Source organism: Salmonella enterica subsp. arizonae (genome assembly GCF_008692845.1).
Taxonomy (GTDB): Bacteria; Pseudomonadota; Gammaproteobacteria; order Enterobacterales; family Enterobacteriaceae; genus Salmonella; species Salmonella arizonae.
In genome coordinates this window covers 80,294-101,191 of record NZ_VXJW01000012.1, presented here as the reverse complement: position 1 = coordinate 101,191, position 20,898 = coordinate 80,294, and the positions used below count along the sequence as shown (strand labels likewise).

Here is a 20,898-nt window from a genome sequence, read left to right as displayed (position 1 = left end):
AGAGTGTAAAATGACTGATTTGAAATCCAGCAGCGTTGGCAGCTTGTGGAAATTTTTCATGACGGCAAGTATCATCATACTGCGTAATTACGATTACCCTTCATGCAGCCCGCACTCACGTTTCAGTCCGAAGAAGCGCGTCTCTTCTTCCGCCATACCCGGCTCCCACTTGCGGGTCGTATGCGTATCGCCCACCGACAGGTAGCCTTGATGCCACAATGGGTGGTATTTCAGACCATGTTTTTGCAGATACTGATATACCGTCCGGTTATCCCAGTCGATTATCGGCAGCACTTTGAACACGCCGCGCTGAATCGCCAGCACTGGTAAACTCGTACGGCTGCCGGACTGCTCGCGGCGCAGGCCCGCAAACCACGTCTGCGCGTTTAAGTCTTGCAGCGCCCGGTTCATCGGCTCGACTTTGTTGATCTCATTGTATTTCTCAATGCCCTCAACGCCCTGCTCCCACAGTTTGCCGTAGCGGGCTTCCTGCCAGGCGGCGCTCTCCGTCGCCCGATAAACCTTCAGATTCAGCTTGAGCTTGTCCGTTAACGCATCAATAAACTGGTAAGTTTCCGGGAACAGGTAGCCAGTATCGGTCAGAATAACCGGGATATCCGGGCGGATCTGATTGACCAGATGCAGGCTCACCGCCGCCTGAATACCGAAACTTGAAGAAAGCACATATTCGCCAGGCAGATTTTCCAGCGACCACGCCACGCGCTCTTCGGCAACCAGCTTTTCCAGTTCGGCGTTGGTTTCAGCCAGCGCCAGCACGCGATCCACTTTTGGCAGATCGTTCAGGGCGTTAAGATCGAGTACGGACATAAGTTCCTCACAATTTGCCTTTCCTGATGGCGCTGCGCTTATCAGGCCTACCGTCTACGTAGGCCGGATAAGGCATTGTTACCGCCATCCGGCAGTTTCACATCATTCCCAGAAATCACGCGCAGGATCGAGCACCGGACGAATAATTCCCGCACGCACCGTAAAGTCACCGAAACCTTCACCCGCTTCGCGCTCTTTCGCCCAGCGCCCAATCAGTTCATCCAGCGAGGCCAAAATAGCCGGCTCGGTGATATTTTCTTTATACATCCGTGGAATACGGCTCCCGATGCGGTTGCCGCCAAGATGCAAGTTATAACGACCGGGCGCTTTCCCGACTAAGCCAATTTCCGCCAGCATCGCGCGGCCGCAGCCGTTCGGGCATCCGGTCACCCGCAGAACGATATGTTCATTGCCCACGCCATGTTTGGCCATCACCGCTTCCACCTTATCGACGAACGACGGCAGGAAGCGTTCCGCCTCGGCCATCGCTAACGGACAGGTCGGAAAAGAGACGCAGGCCATTGAGTTTTCACGCTGCGGCGACACGGCGTTCATCAGGCCGTAGTCAAGCGCCAGCTTCTCTACCTTCATTTTCTGGCTTTCCGGCACGCTGGCAACAATCAGGTTCTGGTTAGCAGTAATACGGAACTCGCCCTGATGAATCTTCGCGATCTCCAGCAGACCGCTTTTCAGTGGACGCCCAGGGTAATCCAGAATACGGCCATTCTCGATAAACAGCGTCAGGTGCCAGTTATCATCAATGCCTTTCACCCAGCCTATCCTGTCGCCACGCCCGGTAAATTCATACGGACGAATGGGTTCAAATGTGATCCCCGCGCGACGCTCAACTTCTGCTTTAAACGTCTCCAGCCCCACGCGCTCAAGGGTGTATTTGGTTTTGGCGTTTTTCCTGTCGGTACGGTTACCCCAGTCGCGCTGTGTGGTCACTACCGCTTCCGCCACCGCCAGCGTGTGCTCCAGCGGCAGGAAGCCGAATTCACTCGCCGTGCGGGCGTAGGTTTTTTTATTACCGTGCTCAATAGACAGACCACCGCCCACCAGCAGGTTAAAGCCCACCAGCTTGCCGTTTTCGGCAATCGCCACAAAGCTCATATCGTTGGCGTGTAGATCGATATCGTTTTGCGGCGGAATCACCACCGTGGTCTTGAATTTACGCGGCAGATAGGTCTGGCCGAGGATCGGTTCTTCATCAGTAGTGGCGACTTTTTCCTGATCGAGCCAGATCTCCGCGTAGGCGCGGGTGCGCGGCAGCAGATGTTCCGAGATCTTCTTCGCCCACTCGTAGGCTTCGGAATGTAGCTGTGATTCATACGGGTTAGAAGTACACAGCACGTTACGGTTCATGTCATTGGCAGTCGCCAGCGCATCCAGCCCGACGGAGTGCAGCATCTGATGTACCGGCTTAACGTTCTTCTTCAGAATGCCGTGAAACTGGAAAGTCTGACGGTTGGTCAGGCGGATACTGCCGTAAATCGTATTATCAGCAGCAAATTTATCGATCACTTGCCACTGTTTAGTGGTGATGACACCGCCCGGCAAACGGCAGCGCAGCAGCATCGCATGGCGCGGCTCCAGCTTCTGTTCAGCACGTTCTGCACGAATATCGCGATCATCCTGCTGATACATGCCGTGAAAGCGGATCAGCAGGAAGTTATCGCCTTTAAAACCGCCGGTGAGACCGTCGTTCAGATCTTCCGCAATGGTACCGCGCAGGTAGTTGCTTTCCCGCTTCATGCGCTCGGCATCGGACAGTTTACCTTCGACCACCAGTGGGCCTGGATGTTTTTCGCTCATTAGTAGACATCTCGCTGATAACGGCGCGCTACGCGCAGCTCACTTAAATATTCGTCTGCCGATTCGAGGTCCATGCCGCCGAATTCAACTATTACTTCCAATAACGCCTGCTCAACGTCTTTCGCCATGCGATTCGCATCGCCACAGACATAAATATGCGCGCCGTCATTGATCCAGCGCCACAGCTCGGCGCCCCGTTCACGTAACTTGTCCTGGACGTATATTTTTTCTTTTTGATCGCGCGACCAGGCGAGATCGATACGGCTTAACAAGCCCTCTTTCACGTAGCGCTGCCACTCCACCTGGTAGAGAAAATCTTCGGTAAAATGCGGATTACCGAAAAACAGCCAGTTCTTACCCGACGCTTCGTCTGCGGCGCGCTGTTGTATAAAGGCGCGAAACGGGGCAATGCCCGTGCCAGAACCAATCATGATGATCGGCGTTTCCGGATTCGTCGGCAGACGGAAGTTGTCGTTATGTTCGATGAACACGCGTACTTCGCCCTCGTCGTCCACGCGATCGGCCAGGAAGCTGGAAGCGCCGCCTGCCCGTGCTCGCCCTTCAATGTCATAACGTACGACGCCTACGGTGAGATGAACTTCATTCTCGACCTCCGCCTGTGACGACGCAATAGAGTACAAACGCGGCGTTAGCGGACGCAGCAGGCCGACTAACGCGTCAGCATCCAACTGTGACGGGGAGAAGCGCAACATATCGGCAATTGGCGTGGCGGCGGCGTAGTGCTGTAACTGCGCTTTGTCACCAACTAACGGCAATAGAAACTCACTACGCGTCAGCGTGGCATAATTTTCAACAATACCTGCGGTGTTGACCGTCAGTTCGAAATGCCACTGTAGCGCTTCCGTTAGCGGCAGTAGTTTACCGTCAACGGCAACAGGTTCATCGCCTTTCAGCCACAACAGTTCCACGATCTCTTTGACCAGTGCGGGATCGTTCTGATACCAGACACCCAGCGCATCGCCCGGCTGATAACATAGACCGGAATCGCCTAAATCAATCTCGATATGACGAACGTCTTTTTCCGAGTTACGGCCAGTGATTTTCTGATTCACCGAGAGCGAGGCGCGCAGAGGCGCTTCTTTGGTGTAGGGGCTGGTGTGGATCTCGTTTACCGCGCCGCTGACAACGGACGGTACAGGCGTCGTCACTGGCGTGCGGGATTTTAAGACGTCAACTATGCGCGCGCGCCATTGTGCGGCGACCGTCTGGTATTCCACGTCGGCGTCCACGCGATCCAGCAAGCGTTCACCACCAAGTTCCGCCAGCTTATTGTCAAAATCTTTACCGGCCTGACAGAAAAATTCATATGACGTATCGCCCAGGCTAAAAACAGCGAAAGCGGTGTTGTTAAGCCTTGGCGCTTTTTTGGAGAACAGGAACTTATGCAGCGCGACGGCCTCTTCCGGCGGCTCGCCTTCCCCTTGGGTTGACGTCACCACCACCAGCAGTTTTTCACAGGCGATCTGTTTGAATTTGTAGTCGCCGGCATTCACCAGATTCACGTTAAGGTTGACTGCCAGCAGATCATCACGCAGAGCTTCAGCCACACGACGCGCATTGCCGGTTTGCGAAGCGGAGATAAGCGTAATCCCAAGGCTCCCCCTCTCTGGCGCACGCGCTACGGCGTCAGCGCCTGAACGCGGATTCAAAACTCCCCAAAAATAGCCGGAGACCCAGGCAAGCTGTTCGGGAGTAAAGTCAGTTGTCGCGGCCTGGAGGCGCGCCAGTTGCTGCGGATTAAGCGGAAGCAACCCTGTCAGTGGAGCCTGTGTCGTCATGCGTCGTTATGTTCCAGTAAGCAAAGCGGATTTATACACAAAATCATTCAAGTTGCATCACAAAACGCTTTAGCGTTTTGAACAGCGCTGGCCCTGCAAGGGCGAGGCTGTAAGCCGAGTCACGCGGCAAGAGAGCGCCACCCAGGAGCGTACAAAAGTACGTGACTGGGGTGAGTAAACGCAGCCAACACAGATGCGGCTTGAAGGATGAAGTGTAGAAGCGATAAAACCCAAACTGAGGATAAGGTTAACGGTGGGAGTAATAACAGTTAAAGAAGGGTTGGAAATAACAAATAACCAAATGAACTAACCTATTTTAGTTATTGTTGTTAACATCAAAATCGATTTCATAATCCTTTGATAAATAGTAAATTTTATTGAAAATTTTAAATTCATTGTCAGTCACATAGCGCAGAGTAGTTTTAGTTAATGATAAAAAATGCGCTTTCCGGTACCCTACGGCGGTTTTTTATTGACTGAGAGTTCATCATGTCCACAACGTTGTATAAAGATTTCACCTTTGAAGCCGCTCACCGATTGCCTCACGTGCCTGAAGGGCATAAGTGCGGCCGCCTGCACGGGCACTCGTTTATGGTGCGTCTCGAAATTACCGGTGAAGTCGATCCGCATACCGGCTGGATCATGGACTTCGCGGATCTCAAAGCGGCGTTTAAACCCACTTACGATCGTCTTGATCATTACTATCTGAACGATATTCCAGGGCTTTCCAATCCCACCAGCGAAGTACTGGCAAAATGGATCTGGGACCAGGTTAAACCTGTTGTGCCGCTACTTAGCGCTGTCATGGTGAAAGAAACCTGCACAGCCGGCTGCGTCTACCGAGGCGAGTAAGGTTTATTAACCTTGTTAAGAAGCGTGGGCTGGATTCCGGATTGATTCCAGTCCATCTGCACAACGCCTTACCAAAGGCAACGTCGACCTGCGTACTTTTTTAAAAGTGTAGCGCATCGCCGGTTACAAGCGTGGTTATTTCGGTTTATCCCCGCTAACGCGTGGAACATACTAAATGTATCCCATTGTTTATGAATTACTTTTATACACCCGAAATTCACAAAGAGAAATAAAGAATGGAAGATAATGGATGAGTCACAGACGGCAACAACAGGCCGTCCGTAAAATTAATAGCGTATCAGGCGATATTTAGATACTTATGCGTTTGCATAGACAGCCGCCAGTTACGCGCAATGCAAGTTTCAATACACAGACGCGTCGCGTCCTCTTTCTGGCTAATAGGCTGCAAAGCAATCACGCGCGGTTTATCGTCGCTCAATGTGGCTAACAGTTCATCTAACGCCTCAATATCACGAATCCGCCCCACCGGATGCTTGATTTCATTGGCGCGCTCCAGCGCCTGAGTAAGCACGTCATATCCCCCGCGCATATTCACTTTTGGTGAAACCGTTACCCAGGTATTGGGCGTACAGAGCACTTCGTGTGTCCCGCTGGTCTCAATCTGAGAACTAAAACCACTCTTTTCAAGCAGGTCGGTGAGCGGCATGAGATCGTGAATACAGGGTTCGCCACCGGTGATCACAACGTGACGCGCGGTGTAATCCTGACGGTTAATCACGGTCAGCAGATCTTCACTGCTCGCGGCGCCCCATTTGTCGCTCTCTTTAGTTTTTGCAAGGATACTGTAAAGGGAGACTTCCCGATCGCTAAGTTTATCCCAGGTGTGTTTGGTGTCGCACCAGGCACAGCCAACCGGACATCCCTGTAAACGAATAAAAATAGCGGGGACCCCGGTAAAGTAACCCTCGCCTTGTAGGGTCTGGAACATCTCGTTAATCGGGTACTGCATAGCGTTCTCTGTTAAGGTGATAATCGTTAATTATTGCAGATTTCGTCTGCCCGGTCATGTGCAGCGGCTGCGCTATTGAACAGATACAAAAAACCCCGCCGAAGCGCTGAGGGATCCCCATAAATCAGCGCTAATAAACCAACACCATATTCTGGTAGGTTCTGGCGAGATGATTCAGAACGGTGCGCAGCACCGTTCGTTTTAAAATTAGCGGGGACTGTCGTAAGACATTCTCCGCTAACGTCAGATACGAGATAACCCGCCGTGTCCTGACGCTGTTGGCCTGATACCTTAAATGTAATCCTTTATTTTCAGCGTGATAACCTACAAGCCACAGGACTATTGTGCTCAACGTTGTCAGCAGGCTCAGCGCCAGCACTCTTCCTGCCGAACGGCTGTAACTGGCCCGCAGACCGAACCCAAAGCGCTCACTTTTTTCATCCCTGAAGCTCTGCTCAATCTGCATTCGGCGGCTGTATAACTTCATGATCACTCGCGGCTTAAAGTCATCAGTGCTACTGAATATTAACCACGGTTCTTTTGCCGCCGGGCTGGCATCTTTTATCTGTGATGGTCTGGCTATACCGCAACGAGAGCGTTTATTTTTCCGGCCTTTCGGCTCTTTTTTATGCAAATAAAAATGACCATCGCACCGCGCATATTCTGAGCGGGCAAGCGTCCCAGGCCCCAGATATTCCGGTTTGCTACTGGCCTGCAATTCCTGACGTCTGAACCAGTATTCGCCTTTGGCCTCAAGCCGCATCTGGATATTTCCTCTTATGCGCCCGATAAAATCCCATCCGAGTGATTCTATGTGCCGGAACCAGGCATTCTGGAACCCTGCATCAGTGACGATGATCACTCTTGCTTCTGGGTTTACCGCTTCGGCAAGAGTATTAAGAAAGGCCTGCTGTACCTTTGCATTTTGCTGTTTCTCCGAAGGAACTATCCACCTCAGCAAGGGTATCGAACGTCCATCGCAAATCAGGCTGGCGCGGAGCACGTGATGCTCCTGAGATGGATATCCACTCCAGTCAACAGCAATGACACAAAGAGATAACTGGCTCGTCAGCATGGCAATAATATTTCTGAAAATCAGTGGGATATTGCGGTGAAGAGATTCATTACCGCGCAGTCAGTCAACGCGTTTGATTTTATTTTTGACCTGAGCCGTACCGGGTAAATAACGCCCGATACTTGTCAGCGTCAGTGATGCGCCATAGATGAGAGCAATGGTGGCATCCAGCAAAGCATTTTGTCGGTATTTGTGAAGCGGTGCTAACGCATCGCGGAAAAAATTCTGACATACCTGGCGAGCAGGCATAGAGGTGGTCTCATTGAATTGGTTGCACAAATCATTAGATCACAAAACTCTATGCCTGTCTTTTTTTCCCGCCCATTACTGGGGATCCCTCAGCGCCGAAGCGGGTTTAACGTTAAGAGGTAAGAGCAGGATTACGCCTGGCCTTTGATCTCTTTACGACCGTTGTACGGTGCTTTTTCGCCCAGAGCTTCTTCGATACGAATCAGTTGGTTGTATTTAGCAACACGGTCAGAACGGCTCATAGACCCCGTTTTGATCTGGCCTGCCGCGGTACCAACAGCTAGGTCAGCGATGGTAGCGTCTTCAGTTTCACCAGAACGGTGAGAGATGACAGCAGTGTAGCCAGCGTCTTTCGCCATCTTGATTGCAGCCAGAGTTTCGGTCAGAGAACCGATCTGGTTGAATTTGATCAGGATGGAGTTAGCGATGCCTTTCTCGATGCCTTCTTTCAGGATCTTGGTGTTAGTTACGAACAGATCGTCGCCAACCAGCTGGATTTTGTCGCCCAGTACTTTGGTCTGGTAGGCAAAACCGTCCCAGTCAGACTCGTCCAGACCATCTTCGATGGAAACGATCGGGTACTGTTTGGTCAGCTCTTCCAGGAAGTGGGTGAATTCTTCGGAGGTGAACGCTTTGTTGCCTTCGCCAGCCAGAACGTATTTACCGTCTTTGTAGAATTCAGATGCTGCGCAGTCCATCGCCAGGGTGATGTCTTTACCCAGCTCGTAGCCAGCAGCTTTAACCGCTTCAGCGATAACCGCCAGCGCTTCAGCGTTAGAGCCCAGGTTCGGCGCATAGCCGCCTTCGTCACCCACTGCGGTGTTCATGCCTTTGCCTTTCAGCACTTTTGCCAGGTGATGGAAAACTTCAGAACCCATACGGATGGCTTCTTTAACGGTTTTCGCGCCAACCGGCTGGATCATGAATTCCTGGATGTCAACGTTGTTGTCAGCGTGCTCGCCCCCGTTGATGATGTTCATCATCGGAACCGGCATAGAGTATTTACCCGGAGTGCCGTTCAGTTCGGCAATGTGCTCGTACAGCGGCATACCTTTAGCGGCAGCAGCAGCTTTGGCGTTAGCCAGAGAAACAGCCAGAATGGCGTTTGCACCGAAGTTAGATTTGTTTTCAGTACCGTCCAGGTCGATCATGATTTTATCGATGCCAGCCTGGTCTTTAGCGTCTTTACCAAGAATAGCCTGAGCAATCGGGCCGTTAACCGCACCAACAGCTTTGGTGACGCCTTTACCCAGGAAACGGGATTTGTCGCCATCGCGCAGTTCCAGCGCTTCGCGGGAACCAGTAGAAGCACCTGACGGCGCCGCCGCCATACCTACGAAACCACCTTCCAGGTGTACTTCAGCTTCAACAGTCGGGTTACCACGGGAGTCGATGATTTCACGACCGATGACTTTAACGATTTTGGACATTAGGTTTTCCTCAAGTCACTAGTTAAACTAAAACTTCAGACAAACGGTGCACCGCTGAGGGTGCACCGCCGTTCTAACTTTTTTACTTCGCCTGACGTTTCTGATGCTCGCTGGCGGCTTTAACAAAGCCGGCGAACAACGGATGTCCATCACGCGGCGTGGAAGTAAATTCCGGATGGAACTGACAGGCCACGAACCACGGATGATTCGGTACCTCAATGATCTCGACTAACTGATCATCACCGGAACGGCCTGCGACACGCAGACCCGCTGCTTCAATTTGTTTCAACAGCATGTTATTGACTTCGTAGCGATGGCGGTGACGTTCAACAATCGTCGGCGCGCCGTACAACTGACGTACCAAGCTGTCATCGTTAAGCTGGCACTGCTGCGCGCCCAGGCGCATGGTGCCGCCCAGATCGCTCTTCTCGCTACGGACTTCAACGTTGCCGTCTTCATCGCGCCACTCGGTAATTAACGCCACAACCGGGTACTTACAGTCTGGCACAAATTCCGTGGAGTTGGCGTTGTCCATACCGGCCACGTTACGAGCGAATTCAATCAACGCAACCTGCATCCCCAGGCAAATGCCCAGATAAGGAATATTGTTTTCACGCGCATAGCGCGCAGTGGCGATTTTACCTTCAACGCCACGGTAGCCGAAGCCGCCAGGGATCAGGATAGCGTCCAAATCTTTCAGAATTTCGACGCCGCGCGTTTCAACATCTTGCGAATCGATCAATTTAATGTTGACGGTAACACGGTTTTTCAGGCCTCCGTGCTTTAGCGCTTCGATCACCGACTTATAAGCATCTGGCAGTTCAATGTATTTGCCGACCATGCCGATAGTTACTTCGCCTGCCGGATTCGCTTCTTCGTAAATGACCTGCTCCCATTCAGACAGGTTTGCTTCCGGACAGTTCAAGCTGAATCGTTTACAAATATAATCGTCAAGCCCCTGAGATTTCAACAGGCCTGGAATTTTATAGATAGAATCGACATCTTTTAGTGAAATCACCGCTTTTTCCGGAACGTTACAGAACAATGCAATCTTCGCACGTTCATTCGCCGGAACCGCGCGGTCAGAGCGGCAAATCAGGATATCTGGCTGAATGCCAATAGACAGTAGCTCTTTCACAGAGTGCTGTGTCGGTTTGGTTTTGACTTCGCCCGCCGCCGCCATATACGGCACCAGAGTCAAATGCATAAACAGCGTGTGTTCACGACCAATTTCAACGGCCATCTGTCGAATCGCTTCAAGGAAAGGCAACGATTCGATATCGCCGACGGTACCACCGATCTCCACCAGTACCACATCGTGGCCTTCGCCGCCTTCCAGCACGCGCTCTTTAATCGCGTTAGTGATGTGAGGGATGACCTGTACGGTTGCGCCCAAATAGTCGCCACGGCGCTCTTTACGCAGAACGTCGGAATAGATACGGCCAGTCGTGAAGTTGTTGCGGCGAGACATCTTGGTACGGATGAAACGCTCGTAGTGCCCCAGGTCCAGGTCGGTTTCAGCGCCGTCTTCAGTAACGAACACTTCCCCATGTTGGATTGGGCTCATAGTACCTGGATCGACGTTGATGTACGGATCCAGTTTCATGATGGTCACGTTGAGACCACGGGCTTCCAGAATGGCTGCGAGGGAGGCTGCGGCAATGCCTTTACCCAGAGAGGATACGACCCCGCCGGTCACAAAAATATAGTTCGTTGTCATGCGGAACCTGAGAAGTTAGGTTTAAAAGACGATGGAATAACCAGGACGGGAAAGCAGTATACCCGAACATGACCTACGCCACAAACTTTCATTATTCCTCCTCTTCGTCAGGCTGACATTCACATAGGGAGTGAGAAAATAGCCCCTTTGAGGTAAATGTTTTTGACGTAAATCAAGCGCTTGTTATTTAAAAAACCACACAAATCGCTCTTGACCGCCTAAAACCTTTAGAGATCAATTTCCTGGCGTTTTACCTCCTGCCAAACTTCTTCCATAGTTTCCAGATCCACCCCGGTCATTTCCAGGCCTCTGGCAGCGACAATACGTTCAACTTCGCGAAAACGACGCTCAAATTTATCGTTCGCTTTTTGCAATGCGAGCTCCGCTTTCGTACCTAAATGACGCGCCATGTTGACCGTGGCAAAGAGCAAATCGCCCATTTCCTCTTCCAGTTTAGCCTGATCAATAACCGCCTGCCGCGCCTCGAACATGACCTCGTCGATCTCTTCATAGACCTTATCGACGACCGGCCCTAACGTCGTCCAGTCAAAGCCCACGTTTGAACACCGTTTCTGTATTTTTTGTGCACGCATTAAGGCCGGTAAACTGCGTGGAATATCATCCAGCGCGGAATGCTGCGCTTTTTGTGCACGTTCTTTCGTTTTTATTTGCTCCCAGCGAGCTAATACTTCTTCGCTATTCTCTGCGGAAAGCGCGCCAAAAACATGGGGGTGGCGGCGCTCCAGTTTGTCGCTGATGGCCGCGCAGATATCATTAAAATCGAAGAGGCCTTCTTCCTGCGCCATCTGTGCGTAAAACACTACCTGAAACAACAGGTCGCCCAGTTCGCCGCGCAAATCGTCAAAATCCTCACGCGCAATCGCATCCAGTACTTCATAAGTTTCTTCAAGCGTATAGGGCGCAATGCTGGCAAAAGTCTGCTCTTTATCCCACGGGCAGCCGCCTTCCGGGTCGCGCAGGCGCTGCATGATATTAAGCAGACGGTCAATTTGATTCATTAAAATATCCTGAAAACGTAGGCCCGATGAGTAAAGCGCCATCGGGCGAAAAACGCCGGATGGCGTACACGTTATTAATTCCCGTGCAAACGACGGGCATCAATGACATCCGGCACCTGGTTGAGCTTGCCGAGCACGCGTCCCAGCACTTGCAGGTTGTAGATTTCAATTGTCATATCGATGGTGGCGATCTGCTGTTTAATGTCGCTACGGCTGGCGACGCCCAGCACGTTGACTTTTTCATTGGCCAGAATGGTGGTGATATCGCGCAGTAAGCCGCTGCGATCGTTGGCCGTTACGCGCACCACCAGCGAATATCCTGCCGAGTAGCTCTCGCCCCATACCGCCTCTACGATCCGCTCCGGCGCATGAGAGCGCAGCTCCGCCAGTTGTTCACAATCGGCCCGGTGCACGGAAATTCCCCGCCCCTGAGTGATAAATCCGACAATTTCATCCCCCGGAATCGGCTGGCAGCAGCGGGCGATGTGGTGCATCAAATTACCCACGCCTTCCACCACCACACGTCCGTCGTCTTTACGACGATTTTGCGGCGCGTACGTTTTTTGCTGAAGCTGCTTCAGCGCCGCCGCATCCTGCTCTTCCGCGCTCGGCTTATTGAACTGCGATTGCAGGAAATTCACCATCTGATTAAGACGGATATCGCCGCCGCCTATCGCCGCCAGCAACTCTTCCAGCTCATTAAAGTTGTAGCGCGGCAGCAGATGTTTTTCGGCCTCTTTCAGGCTAATCCCCAAATGCGCCAGCTCATCGTCGAGGATCTGCCGTCCAGCCAGAATATTTTTGTCACGATCCTGCTTGCGGAACCAGGCGTGAATTTTCGAACGCCCGCGGCTGGTCGTCACATAGCCCAGGTTTGGATTCAGCCAGTCGCGGCTGGGATTCGGCTGCTTCTGAGTGATAATTTCAACCTGATCGCCCATCTGCAACTGATAGGTGAATGGAACAATACGGCCGCCGATTTTAGCGCCGATGCAGCGGTGCCCGACATCGCTGTGGATGTGGTAAGCAAAATCGAGCGGCGTAGATCCGGCAGGCAAATCCACCACATCGCCTTTTGGCGTAAAGACGTAGACTCGATCGTCAAACACCTGGCTGCGCACTTCATCCAGCATTTCGCCGGAATCCGCCATCTCTTCCTGCCATGCAATCAACTTACGTAGCCATGCAATCCTGTCCTCGTGGCCGGAACGCACGCCGCCGGACGCGGCGCCTTCTTTATACTTCCAGTGCGCCGCTACGCCCAGTTCAGCGTCTTCATGCATCTGTTTGGTACGGATCTGGATCTCAACGGTTTTACCGCCCGGCCCCAGTACCACAGTATGGATAGACTGGTAGCCGTTAGGTTTCGGGTTGGCGACATAGTCATCGAATTCATCCGGCAGGTGGCGATAGTGAGTATGCACTATCCCCAGCGCGGCGTAGCAGTCCTGAAGGCGCTCGGCAACGATACGCACAGCGCGCACGTCAAAGAGTTCATCAAACGCCAGATGCTTTTTCTGCATCTTACGCCAGATGCTGTAAATATGTTTTGGTCGTCCGTAGACTTCCGCCAGAACACCTTCGTTTTTCATTTCGGCGCGCAGATGCCCGACAAACTCTTCAATGTAATGCTCGCGGTCAATACGCCGTTCATGCAGCAGTTTCGCGATACGTTTGTACTCCGCCGGATGCAGGTAGCGGAAACAGTAGTCTTCCAGCTCCCACTTCAGTTGCCCAATCCCCAGACGATTAGCGAGCGGCGCATAGATGTTGGTACATTCTTTGGCCGCCAGCACGCGTTCATCTTCCGGCGCCTCTTTCACTTCGCGTAAATGGGCGATTCGCTCGGCCAGTTTGATCACCACGCAGCGGAAATCATCCACCATCGCCAATAGCATTCGACGGACGTTATCTACCTGCTCCGAAGAAACGGAGTCGTTATGAGTGGCATTTAACTGGCGGATCGCCGCCATATCGCGTACGCCATGAATCAGGGTAACGATAGATTTTCCGACGCTTTCGCGCAGCACATCTTCGCTGACCACATTAGCGTCTGCCAGAGGGAACAGTAGCGCCGCCCGCAGCGTATCGATATCCATACTTAGCGTGGAGAGAATTTCTACCATCTCCACACCACGCCACAGCAACAGATCCGCATCCGGATGTCCTTGTGTCTGTTGCAGGCAATACGCCCAGGTTTCGGCTAAGCGCTCACACGACTGCTGGCTGGAAATTCCCAGGCTTGCGATCCACTTCTTCGGATCAAATTCACCAGCTTTATTAATATGTGCACTTCTTACCGCGACCATCGTCCTCTCCTTCAGGGACCAGGCCTACCGAAGTCGGTAAGCCGGTAATCATTACATGCGCACGAACAGAACCATTGATTCCAGATGTCCTGTGTGCGGGAACATGTCGAGCATCGCTAAACGCGTAGCCTCATATCCTGCATTTACCAGCGCTTCACTGTCGCGCGCCAGCGTCGCCGGATTACAGGATACATAAACAACGCGAATAGGTTTTAATTTTATAATATGTCGCATCACTCCTGTAGCCCCCGCTCGCGCAGGATCAAGTAAGACTTTGTCAAAGCCGTTTTTCGCCCACGGCTGCTTCGTGACATCTTCCTCAAGGTTCTCATGAAAGAATGTCACATTATGTAACCCATTGCGGATGGCGTTTTCACGTCCTTTTTCTACCAGCGCCGGAACGCCCTCAACCCCCACCACGCTTGCTGCGCTCGTTGCCAGCGGCAACGTAAAATTCCCCATTCCGCAGAACAGATCCAGGACACGATCCTCGGCGCGCACATCAAGCCATTCCAGCGCGCGGGCGACCATTTGTTGGTTTACCGCTTCATTAACCTGAATAAAGTCTCGCGGACTGAAGGCTAAACGCAAGCCGTGCGAATCATACCAGGGCGTTTCGCCAGTTACCGATTCCAGTATCTCGCTAAACGGTGCCAGAAACAGAGACAATCCCTCAGAATGCGAAAAGCGTTCCAGTTTTTCTTTATCCGCCGCACTCAATGGCGCGGTATGGCGCAAAATCATCAGCGTACCGTTTCCCGCCTGTACCAGCTCGACATGCCCGAGATGTCGGGTGCCGTGTAAACTCGTCAGACACGCTCTGATTCGGGGCAGCAATGCCTCAAGCTGGGGCGCCAAAATAGGGCACTGTTCTACATTGACAATATCGTTGGAACCCGCTTTGCGAAATCCCATTTGCAGCGTTTTATCCGACAGACAATTTAGACTTAACCGCGCACGACGCCTATAACCCCAGGGCGCACCGGCGATGATGTCATTCACCTCGTGTTTCATCAAACGCGCCAGCGCCGCGCTTTTGCTGCGTTGTTGCAGAGCAATGCCGATATGCTGTTGCTGGCAACCGCCGCAGACGCCAAAATGCGGACAGCGCGGCGTTTCTCGTTCTGGGCTATCATTTAAACGGCGCAAAACACGTGCGCGGGAAAATTGCTTTTTATCTTCTGTAATAATGACTTCCGCGCTTTCCTCAGGCAATAAACCGGGAATAAACAGCGCCTTTCCGTTATGACGAGCTACGCCCTGACCAAATGGATCGAGGTCATTGACTTTAACGGTTATGATCTGACGCGTCGTCACGCGCCGTTTTGCAGAGTAGAATTGCGCCATCGACCAGCTTTTTCTCAATTTAACAGTGTGACCCTAATTGTCCCATAACGGAACTCCATGACCAACTACAGCCTGCGCGCACGCATGATGATTCTGATCCTGGCCCCAACCGTCCTGATAGGTTTGCTGCTCAGTATCTTTTTTGTGGTGCACCGCTATAATGATCTGCAGCGTCAACTGGAAGATGCCGGCTCCAGTATTATTGAACCACTCGCTGTCTCCAGCGAATATGGAATGAACCTACAAAACCGGGAGTCTATCGGCCAACTTATCAGCGTCCTGCACCGCAGACATTCTGATATTGTGCGAGCGATTTCCGTTTATGACGATCATAACCGTCTGTTTGTCACCTCTAATTTCCATCTGGACCCCTCACAAATGCAACTTCCCGCTGGCGCGCCGTTTCCACGTCATCTGAGCGTCGATCGCCATGGCGATATCATGATCCTGCGCACACCGATTATCTCGGAGAGCTATTCGCCGGACGAGTCCGCGATTGCCGACGCGAAAAATACCAAAAATATGCTGGGATATGTGGCGCTTGAACTGGATCTCAAGTCGGTAAGACTGCAGCAATACAAGGAGATTTTTATCTCCAGCGTGATGATGCTTTTTTGTATCGGCATTGCGTTGATCTTTGGCTGGCGGCTTATGCGCGATGTCACCGGCCCTATCCGTAATATGGTGAATACCGTTGACCGTATTCGTCGCGGACAACTGGATAGCCGTGTGGAAGGCTTTATGCTGGGCGAGCTGGATATGCTGAAAAACGGCATTAATTCTATGGCGATGTCGCTTGCCGCCTATCACGAAGAAATGCAGCATAATATCGATCAGGCCACCTCGGATCTGCGTGAAACCCTTGAGCAGATGGAAATCCAAAACGTTGAGCTGGATCTGGCGAAAAAGCGCGCCCAGGAAGCGGCGCGTATTAAGTCGGAATTCCTGGCGAATATGTCGCACGAACTACGAACGCCGCTGAACGGCGTCATTGGCTTTACCCGCCTGACATTAAAAACTGAGCTGAATCCCACCCAGCGCGACCACCTGAACACCATTGAGCGTTCCGCGAATAATCTGCTGGCGATCATTAACGATGTGCTTGATTTCTCCAAGCTGGAAGCCGGTAAGCTGATTCTGGAAAGTATCCCTTTTCCACTGCGCAACACCCTGGATGAAGTGGTTACACTATTGGCCCACTCGTCGCATGATAAAGGGCTGGAGTTGACATTAAATATTAAAAACGACGTCCCGGATAATGTGATTGGCGACCCGCTGCGCCTGCAACAGGTCATTACCAATTTGGTGGGTAATGCCATTAAATTCACCGAGAGCGGCAATATCGATATTCTGGTAGAAAAGCGAGCGCTCAGTAACACCAAAGTACAGATTGAAGTGCAGATCCGCGATACAGGGATCGGCATTCCGGAACGCGACCAGTCACGACTGTTTCAGGCGTTTCGCCAGGCCGATGCCAGTATTTCCCGCCGTCACGGCGGCACTGGGCTTGGGCTGGTGATTACGCAAAAGCTGGTCAACGAAATGGGTGGAGATATCTCTTTCCACAGCCAGCCTAATCGCGGTTCAACCTTCTGGTTTCACATTAATCTTGATCTCAATCCAAATGTCATTATCGACGGGCCGTCAACCGCGTGTCTGGCTGGAAAACGGTTGGCTTATGTCGAACCGAATGCTACCGCCGCGCAATGTACTCTGGATCTGCTGAGCGACACGCCAGTGGAAGTAGTTTACAGCCCAACCTTCTCCGCACTGCCGTTAGCGCACTACGATATTATGATTTTGAGCGTTCCGGTGACCTTCCGCGAGCCGCTCACCATGCAGCATGAACGGCTGGCAAAAGCCGCGTCAATGACGGACTTTCTGCTACTGGCGCTGCCTTGCCATGCGCAGATTAACGCCGAAAAGCTGAAACAAGGAGGCGCGGCGGCCTGCCTGTTAAAACCATTGACGTCAACGCGCCTGTTGCCAGCGCTGACGGAATATTGCCAGTTGAATCACCATCCTGAACCGCTGCTAATGGATGCCAGTAAAATCGCCATGACGGTTATGGCGGTTGATGATAATCCCGCCAATCTGAAGCTTATCGGCGCGTTACTGGAAGATAAAGTCCAGCACGTAGAGCTTTGTGATAGCGGACATCAGGCGGTAGATCGAGCGAAACAAATGCAGTTTGATCTGATTTTGATGGATATTCAGATGCCGGATATGGACGGCATACGCGCCTGCGAGTTGATTCACCAGCTTCCTCATCAGCAGCAAACACCGGTTATTGCCGTTACGGCACATGCGATGGCCGGGCAAAAAGAGAAGTTGCTCAGCGCGGGCATGAACGACTATCTGGCTAAACCGATAGAAGAAGAGAAGTTGCATAATCTGTTGCTGCGCTATAAACCCGGCGCCAACGTAGCAGCGCGTCTGATGGCGCCGGAACCGGCTGAATTTATCTTCAATCCGAATGCGACGCTCGACTAGCAGCTTGCGCTCCGCCAGGCTGCCGGTAAGCCCGATCTGGCGCGGGATATGTTGCAAATGCTGATTGATTTCCTGCCGGAAGTGCGCAACAAAATTGAAGAACAACTGGTGGGAGAAAATCCCAACGGTCTGGTCGATCTGGTCCATAAGCTACACGGGAGCTGCGGCTATAGCGGCGTACCGCGGATGAAGAACCTTTGCCAGCTTATTGAGCAACAGCTTCGCAGCGGCGTCCACGAAGAGGAGCTGGAGCCTGAGTTTCTGGAGCTGCTGGATGAGATGGATAATGTCGCGCGTGAAGCGAAGAAGATATTGGGATAAGCGTTATCGCCTGTCCCGCCAGGCGCGGGCCTGATAAGCGTAGCGCTATCAGCCGGTAATGTGCCGGATGGCGGCTTCGCCTTATCCGGCCTACGAATTCACTTTAGCTTCAGCGTAAAAGCGACCCTATCTTCAGCGTGGCGGCCACGTTTCGCGCCGTCATACGCACATTTTCGGCGGCATTGTCCAGCGCCTCCTCCAGCGTGCAGATGGTATAAATCACGCTGAAAACGGCATCAAGCCCATGTTCATGAACCACGCCAACATCCGCCGTCAGGCTACCCGCAATACCGATTACCGGTTTGTTATGCCGTTTGGCGATGTTTGCCACGCCAATAGGGACTTTGCCGTGAATGGTCTGGCTGTCGATGCGTCCCTCGCCGGTGATGACTAAATCGGCATCAGCAAGGCGCTCTTCCAGATGAAGCGCATCGGTGACAATCTCAATGCCACGCCGTAGCTGCGCGCCGCAAAACGCGTATAACGCCGCCCCCATGCCGCCAGCCGCTCCGCCGCCTGCCAGATCCAACACATCGACATGCAGATCGCGGGCAATCAAATGCGCATAGCGAATCAACGCCGTATCCAGACGTTCAATCATCTCCGGCGTCGCCCCTTTTTGCGGACCAAAAACCGCAGAAGCGCCCTCTTTGCCGGTAAGAGGGTTCGTAACATCGCAGGCGACGTCTATACGGCACGCCGACAAACGCTTATCCAGACCGCTGATATCAATGCTGGCGAGTGTTTCCAGCCCAATGCCGCCTTGCGCAATATCATTGCCTTGCGCGTCCCGTAGCCTGGCCCCCAGCGCCTGCATCATCCCCGCGCCGCCATCGTTAGTGGCGCTACCGCCGATACCGACAATAATATGCTCAACGCCCGCATCCAGCGCATGACGGATCAGCTCGCCAGTACCCCATGAGGTGGTTTTCAGCGGATCGCGTAGCGCAGGCGGCACCTGCTCCAGCCCACTGGCGGCCGCCATTTCAATGAACGCGGAACGCGCATCGCCGGAAAGCCCATAAAACGCATTAATACGACGTCCTAACGGCCCGGTGACATCAACATGCACAATTCGACCCGCCGTCGCTTCGACCATCGCTTCTACAGTACCTTCTCCGCCATCAGCCAACGGCAGTTTCAGGTAATCCGCGTCAGGCCAGATCTCACGGAATCCTTGTTCAATGGCGGTCGCTACCTCAAGAGCACTCAAACTTTCCTTATACGAGTCTGGTGCGATCACTATTTTCATAAGTCGTCCTTACGCATGTTGATCCTGTTAAGCATACACCCTGAGAAGTACCGGCTCCTTACGGAACTGGCTCTGCCTTAACGCACCATGCAAGGGCGCTTATTATCAAACGTCCAGCCAGGAATTAAGTACTGCATCCCCATCGCGTCATCGCGCGCGCCTAAGCCATGCTTTTGATAAAGTTCATGCGCTTTCATTACCTGATCCATATCGATCTCAACGCCCAGACCCGGTTTGGCCGGTACTTGCACCATGCCGCCTTTAATTTCAAACGGCTCTTTGGTCAGACGCTGGTTGCCTTCCTGCCAGATCCAGTGGGTATCGATCGCGGTGATCTTGCCCGGCGCCGCCGCCGCAACGTGGGTAAACATCGCCAGCGAAATATCAAAGTGGTTGTTTGAGTGAGAGCCCCAGGTCAGGCCGAACTCATGGCACATCTGCGCCACGCGTACAGAGCCCTGCATCGTCCAGAAGTGCGGGTCAGCCAGCGGGATATCCACGGATTGCAGCGACAGCGTATGCCCCATCTGACGCCAGTCGGTAGCGATCATATTGGTCGCGGTCGGCAGGCCGGTGGCGCGACGGAATTCCGCCATCACTTCGCGTCCCGAGAAGCCCTGTTCAGCGCCGCACGGATCTTCTGCATAGGCCAGAGAGCCTTTCAGATATTTGCCGATTTGGATCGCTTCATTCAATGACCACGCGCCGTTCGGATCAAGCGTCACGCGCGCGTTCGGGAAACGTTTCGCCAGCGCCACGATTGACTCGGCTTCTTCTTCGCCCGCCAACACGCCGCCTTTCAGTTTAAAGTCGTTGAAGCCATATTTTTCATAGGCGGCTTCCGCCAGACGCACTACCGTTTCCGGCGTCATCGCTTCTTCATGACGCAAGCGATACCAGTCGCATTGCTCATCCGGCTGGCTCTGATACGGCAGCGGCGTGGCCTTGCGATTGCCGACAAAGAACAGATAACCCAGCATTTCGACTTCGCTGCGCTGCTGACCGTCGCCTAACAGCGAAGCGACGTTGACGCCCAGGTGTTGCCCCAGAAGGTCAAGCATTGCCGCTTCAATGCCAGTCACCACATGGATAGTGGTACGGAGATCGAACGTTTGTAAACCGCGTCCGCCCGCATCGCGATCGGCAAACTGGTTGCGAACGGCGGTCAGGACATTTTTATATTCACCCAGCGTTTTTCCCACCACCAGTGGAATCGCATCTTCCAGCGTTTTGCGGATTTTTTCGCCGCCCGGGATCTCGCCGACCCCGGTGTGCCCGGAGTTATCTTTAATAATGACAATGTTTCGCGTGAAGAAGGGAGCGTGCGCGCCGCTCAGGTTCATCAGCATACTGTCATGGCCTGCGACCGGAATAACCTGCATTGAGGTAACCACAGGCGTCGTAAATTGTGCGCTCATA

The 20,898-nt window shown here is 52.8% G+C and carries 12 protein-coding genes and 2 pseudogenes; 2 read left to right on the top strand and 12 right to left on the bottom strand.

Annotated features, from left to right (window positions below):
- Positions 1 to 93 precede the first annotated feature (93 nt).
- From cysH to cysJ, 3 genes are all read right to left on the bottom strand, one after another.
- Entirely contained in the window at positions 94 to 828 is a 735-nt protein-coding gene (gene cysH, locus F4V61_RS18720; RefSeq protein ID WP_000114441.1) for a phosphoadenosine phosphosulfate reductase, read from the bottom strand.
- A 102-nt stretch (positions 829 to 930) separates the two neighbouring features.
- On the bottom strand, positions 931 to 2,643 hold the full coding sequence (cysI, locus tag F4V61_RS18715; protein ID WP_001290676.1) for an assimilatory sulfite reductase (NADPH) hemoprotein subunit: 1,713 nt from the start codon (positions 2,641 to 2,643) through the stop codon (positions 931 to 933).
- On the bottom strand, positions 2,643 to 4,442 hold the full coding sequence (cysJ, locus tag F4V61_RS18710; protein WP_000211333.1) for an NADPH-dependent assimilatory sulfite reductase flavoprotein subunit: 1,800 nt from the start codon (positions 4,440 to 4,442) through the stop codon (positions 2,643 to 2,645). Before cysJ ends, cysI begins: the two co-directional genes overlap by 1 nt.
- Positions 4,443 to 4,931: 489 nt before the next feature.
- Between cysJ and queD the strand changes: the two genes are divergently transcribed.
- A complete protein-coding gene (gene queD / locus F4V61_RS18705; protein WP_000108313.1) occupies positions 4,932 to 5,294 on the top strand; it encodes a 6-carboxytetrahydropterin synthase QueD in 363 nt (120 codons plus the stop codon).
- Positions 5,295 to 5,592: 298 nt separating this feature from the next.
- On the opposite strand, the gene queE is transcribed toward queD, so the two are convergent.
- From queE to rlmD, 7 genes and pseudogenes are all read right to left on the bottom strand, one after another.
- Complete coding sequence (gene queE, locus F4V61_RS18700; protein WP_001199964.1) at positions 5,593 to 6,264, bottom strand: 7-carboxy-7-deazaguanine synthase QueE; 672 nt, start codon at positions 6,262 to 6,264, stop codon at positions 5,593 to 5,595.
- A gap of 130 nt (positions 6,265 to 6,394) precedes the next feature.
- Positions 6,395 to 7,588, bottom strand: a pseudogene (locus F4V61_RS18695) (IS4 family transposase).
- Positions 7,589 to 7,719: 131 nt separating this feature from the next.
- The gene (gene eno, locus F4V61_RS18690) at positions 7,720 to 9,018 is read right to left on the bottom strand and encodes a phosphopyruvate hydratase (protein WP_000036734.1); all 1,299 of its coding nucleotides are present in this window, start codon (positions 9,016 to 9,018) and stop codon (positions 7,720 to 7,722) included.
- Positions 9,019 to 9,100: 82 nt separating this feature from the next.
- Entirely contained in the window at positions 9,101 to 10,738 is a 1,638-nt protein-coding gene (pyrG, locus tag F4V61_RS18685; RefSeq protein WP_000210868.1) for a glutamine hydrolyzing CTP synthase, read from the bottom strand.
- 227 nt (positions 10,739 to 10,965) lie between these two features.
- Positions 10,966 to 11,757: a nucleoside triphosphate pyrophosphohydrolase gene (mazG, locus tag F4V61_RS18680; protein WP_079829223.1), complete on the bottom strand. Its 792-nt coding sequence runs from the start codon at positions 11,755 to 11,757 to the stop codon at positions 10,966 to 10,968.
- A 74-nt stretch (positions 11,758 to 11,831) separates the two neighbouring features.
- Positions 11,832 to 14,066 (bottom strand): GTP diphosphokinase, encoded by a 2,235-nt coding sequence (relA, locus tag F4V61_RS18675; protein WP_000226835.1) that lies wholly within the window; start codon positions 14,064 to 14,066, stop codon positions 11,832 to 11,834.
- 51 nt (positions 14,067 to 14,117) lie between these two features.
- Positions 14,118 to 15,413, bottom strand: a complete 1,296-nt coding sequence (gene rlmD / locus F4V61_RS18670) for a 23S rRNA (uracil(1939)-C(5))-methyltransferase RlmD (RefSeq protein ID WP_000046841.1) — start codon at positions 15,411 to 15,413, stop codon at positions 14,118 to 14,120.
- 57 nt (positions 15,414 to 15,470) lie between these two features.
- Between rlmD and barA the strand changes: the two are divergent.
- Positions 15,471 to 18,227, top strand: a pseudogene (gene barA / locus F4V61_RS18665) (two-component sensor histidine kinase BarA).
- A 109-nt stretch (positions 18,228 to 18,336) separates the two neighbouring features.
- Here the strand turns inward: barA and F4V61_RS18660 are convergent.
- Together F4V61_RS18660 and gudD are read right to left on the bottom strand one after the other, a co-directional pair.
- Complete coding sequence (locus tag F4V61_RS18660; RefSeq protein WP_079799300.1) at positions 18,337 to 19,479, bottom strand: glycerate kinase; 1,143 nt, start codon at positions 19,477 to 19,479, stop codon at positions 18,337 to 18,339.
- Between the two features lie 77 nt (positions 19,480 to 19,556).
- Positions 19,557 to 20,897, bottom strand: a complete 1,341-nt coding sequence (gene gudD, locus F4V61_RS18655; RefSeq protein WP_038394588.1) for a glucarate dehydratase — start codon at positions 20,895 to 20,897, stop codon at positions 19,557 to 19,559.
- Between the last annotated feature and the right edge of the window lies 1 nt (position 20,898).

Excerpts from the sequence above, each read along its gene's own strand:
- gudD (WP_038394588.1), bottom strand. The coding sequence starts at position 20,897 with ATGAGCGCACAATTTACGACGCCTGTGGTTACCTCAATGCAGGTTATT.
- F4V61_RS18660 (WP_079799300.1), bottom strand. The coding sequence starts at position 19,479 with ATGAAAATAGTGATCGCACCAGACTCGTATAAGGAAAGTTTGAGTGCT.
- mazG (WP_079829223.1), bottom strand. The coding sequence starts at position 11,757 with ATGAATCAAATTGACCGTCTGCTTAATATCATGCAGCGCCTGCGCGAC.
- rlmD (WP_000046841.1), bottom strand. The coding sequence starts at position 15,413 with ATGGCGCAATTCTACTCTGCAAAACGGCGCGTGACGACGCGTCAGATC.
- pyrG (WP_000210868.1), bottom strand. The coding sequence starts at position 10,738 with ATGACAACGAACTATATTTTTGTGACCGGCGGGGTCGTATCCTCTCTG.
- cysI (WP_001290676.1), bottom strand. The coding sequence starts at position 2,643 with ATGAGCGAAAAACATCCAGGCCCACTGGTGGTCGAAGGTAAACTGTCC.
- queE (WP_001199964.1), bottom strand. The coding sequence starts at position 6,264 with ATGCAGTACCCGATTAACGAGATGTTCCAGACCCTACAAGGCGAGGGT.
- cysH (WP_000114441.1), bottom strand. The coding sequence starts at position 828 with ATGTCCGTACTCGATCTTAACGCCCTGAACGATCTGCCAAAAGTGGAT.
- eno (WP_000036734.1), bottom strand. The coding sequence starts at position 9,018 with ATGTCCAAAATCGTTAAAGTCATCGGTCGTGAAATCATCGACTCCCGT.
- queD (WP_000108313.1), top strand. The coding sequence starts at position 4,932 with ATGTCCACAACGTTGTATAAAGATTTCACCTTTGAAGCCGCTCACCGA.
- relA (WP_000226835.1), bottom strand. The coding sequence starts at position 14,066 with ATGGTCGCGGTAAGAAGTGCACATATTAATAAAGCTGGTGAATTTGAT.
- cysJ (WP_000211333.1), bottom strand. The coding sequence starts at position 4,442 with ATGACGACACAGGCTCCACTGACAGGGTTGCTTCCGCTTAATCCGCAG.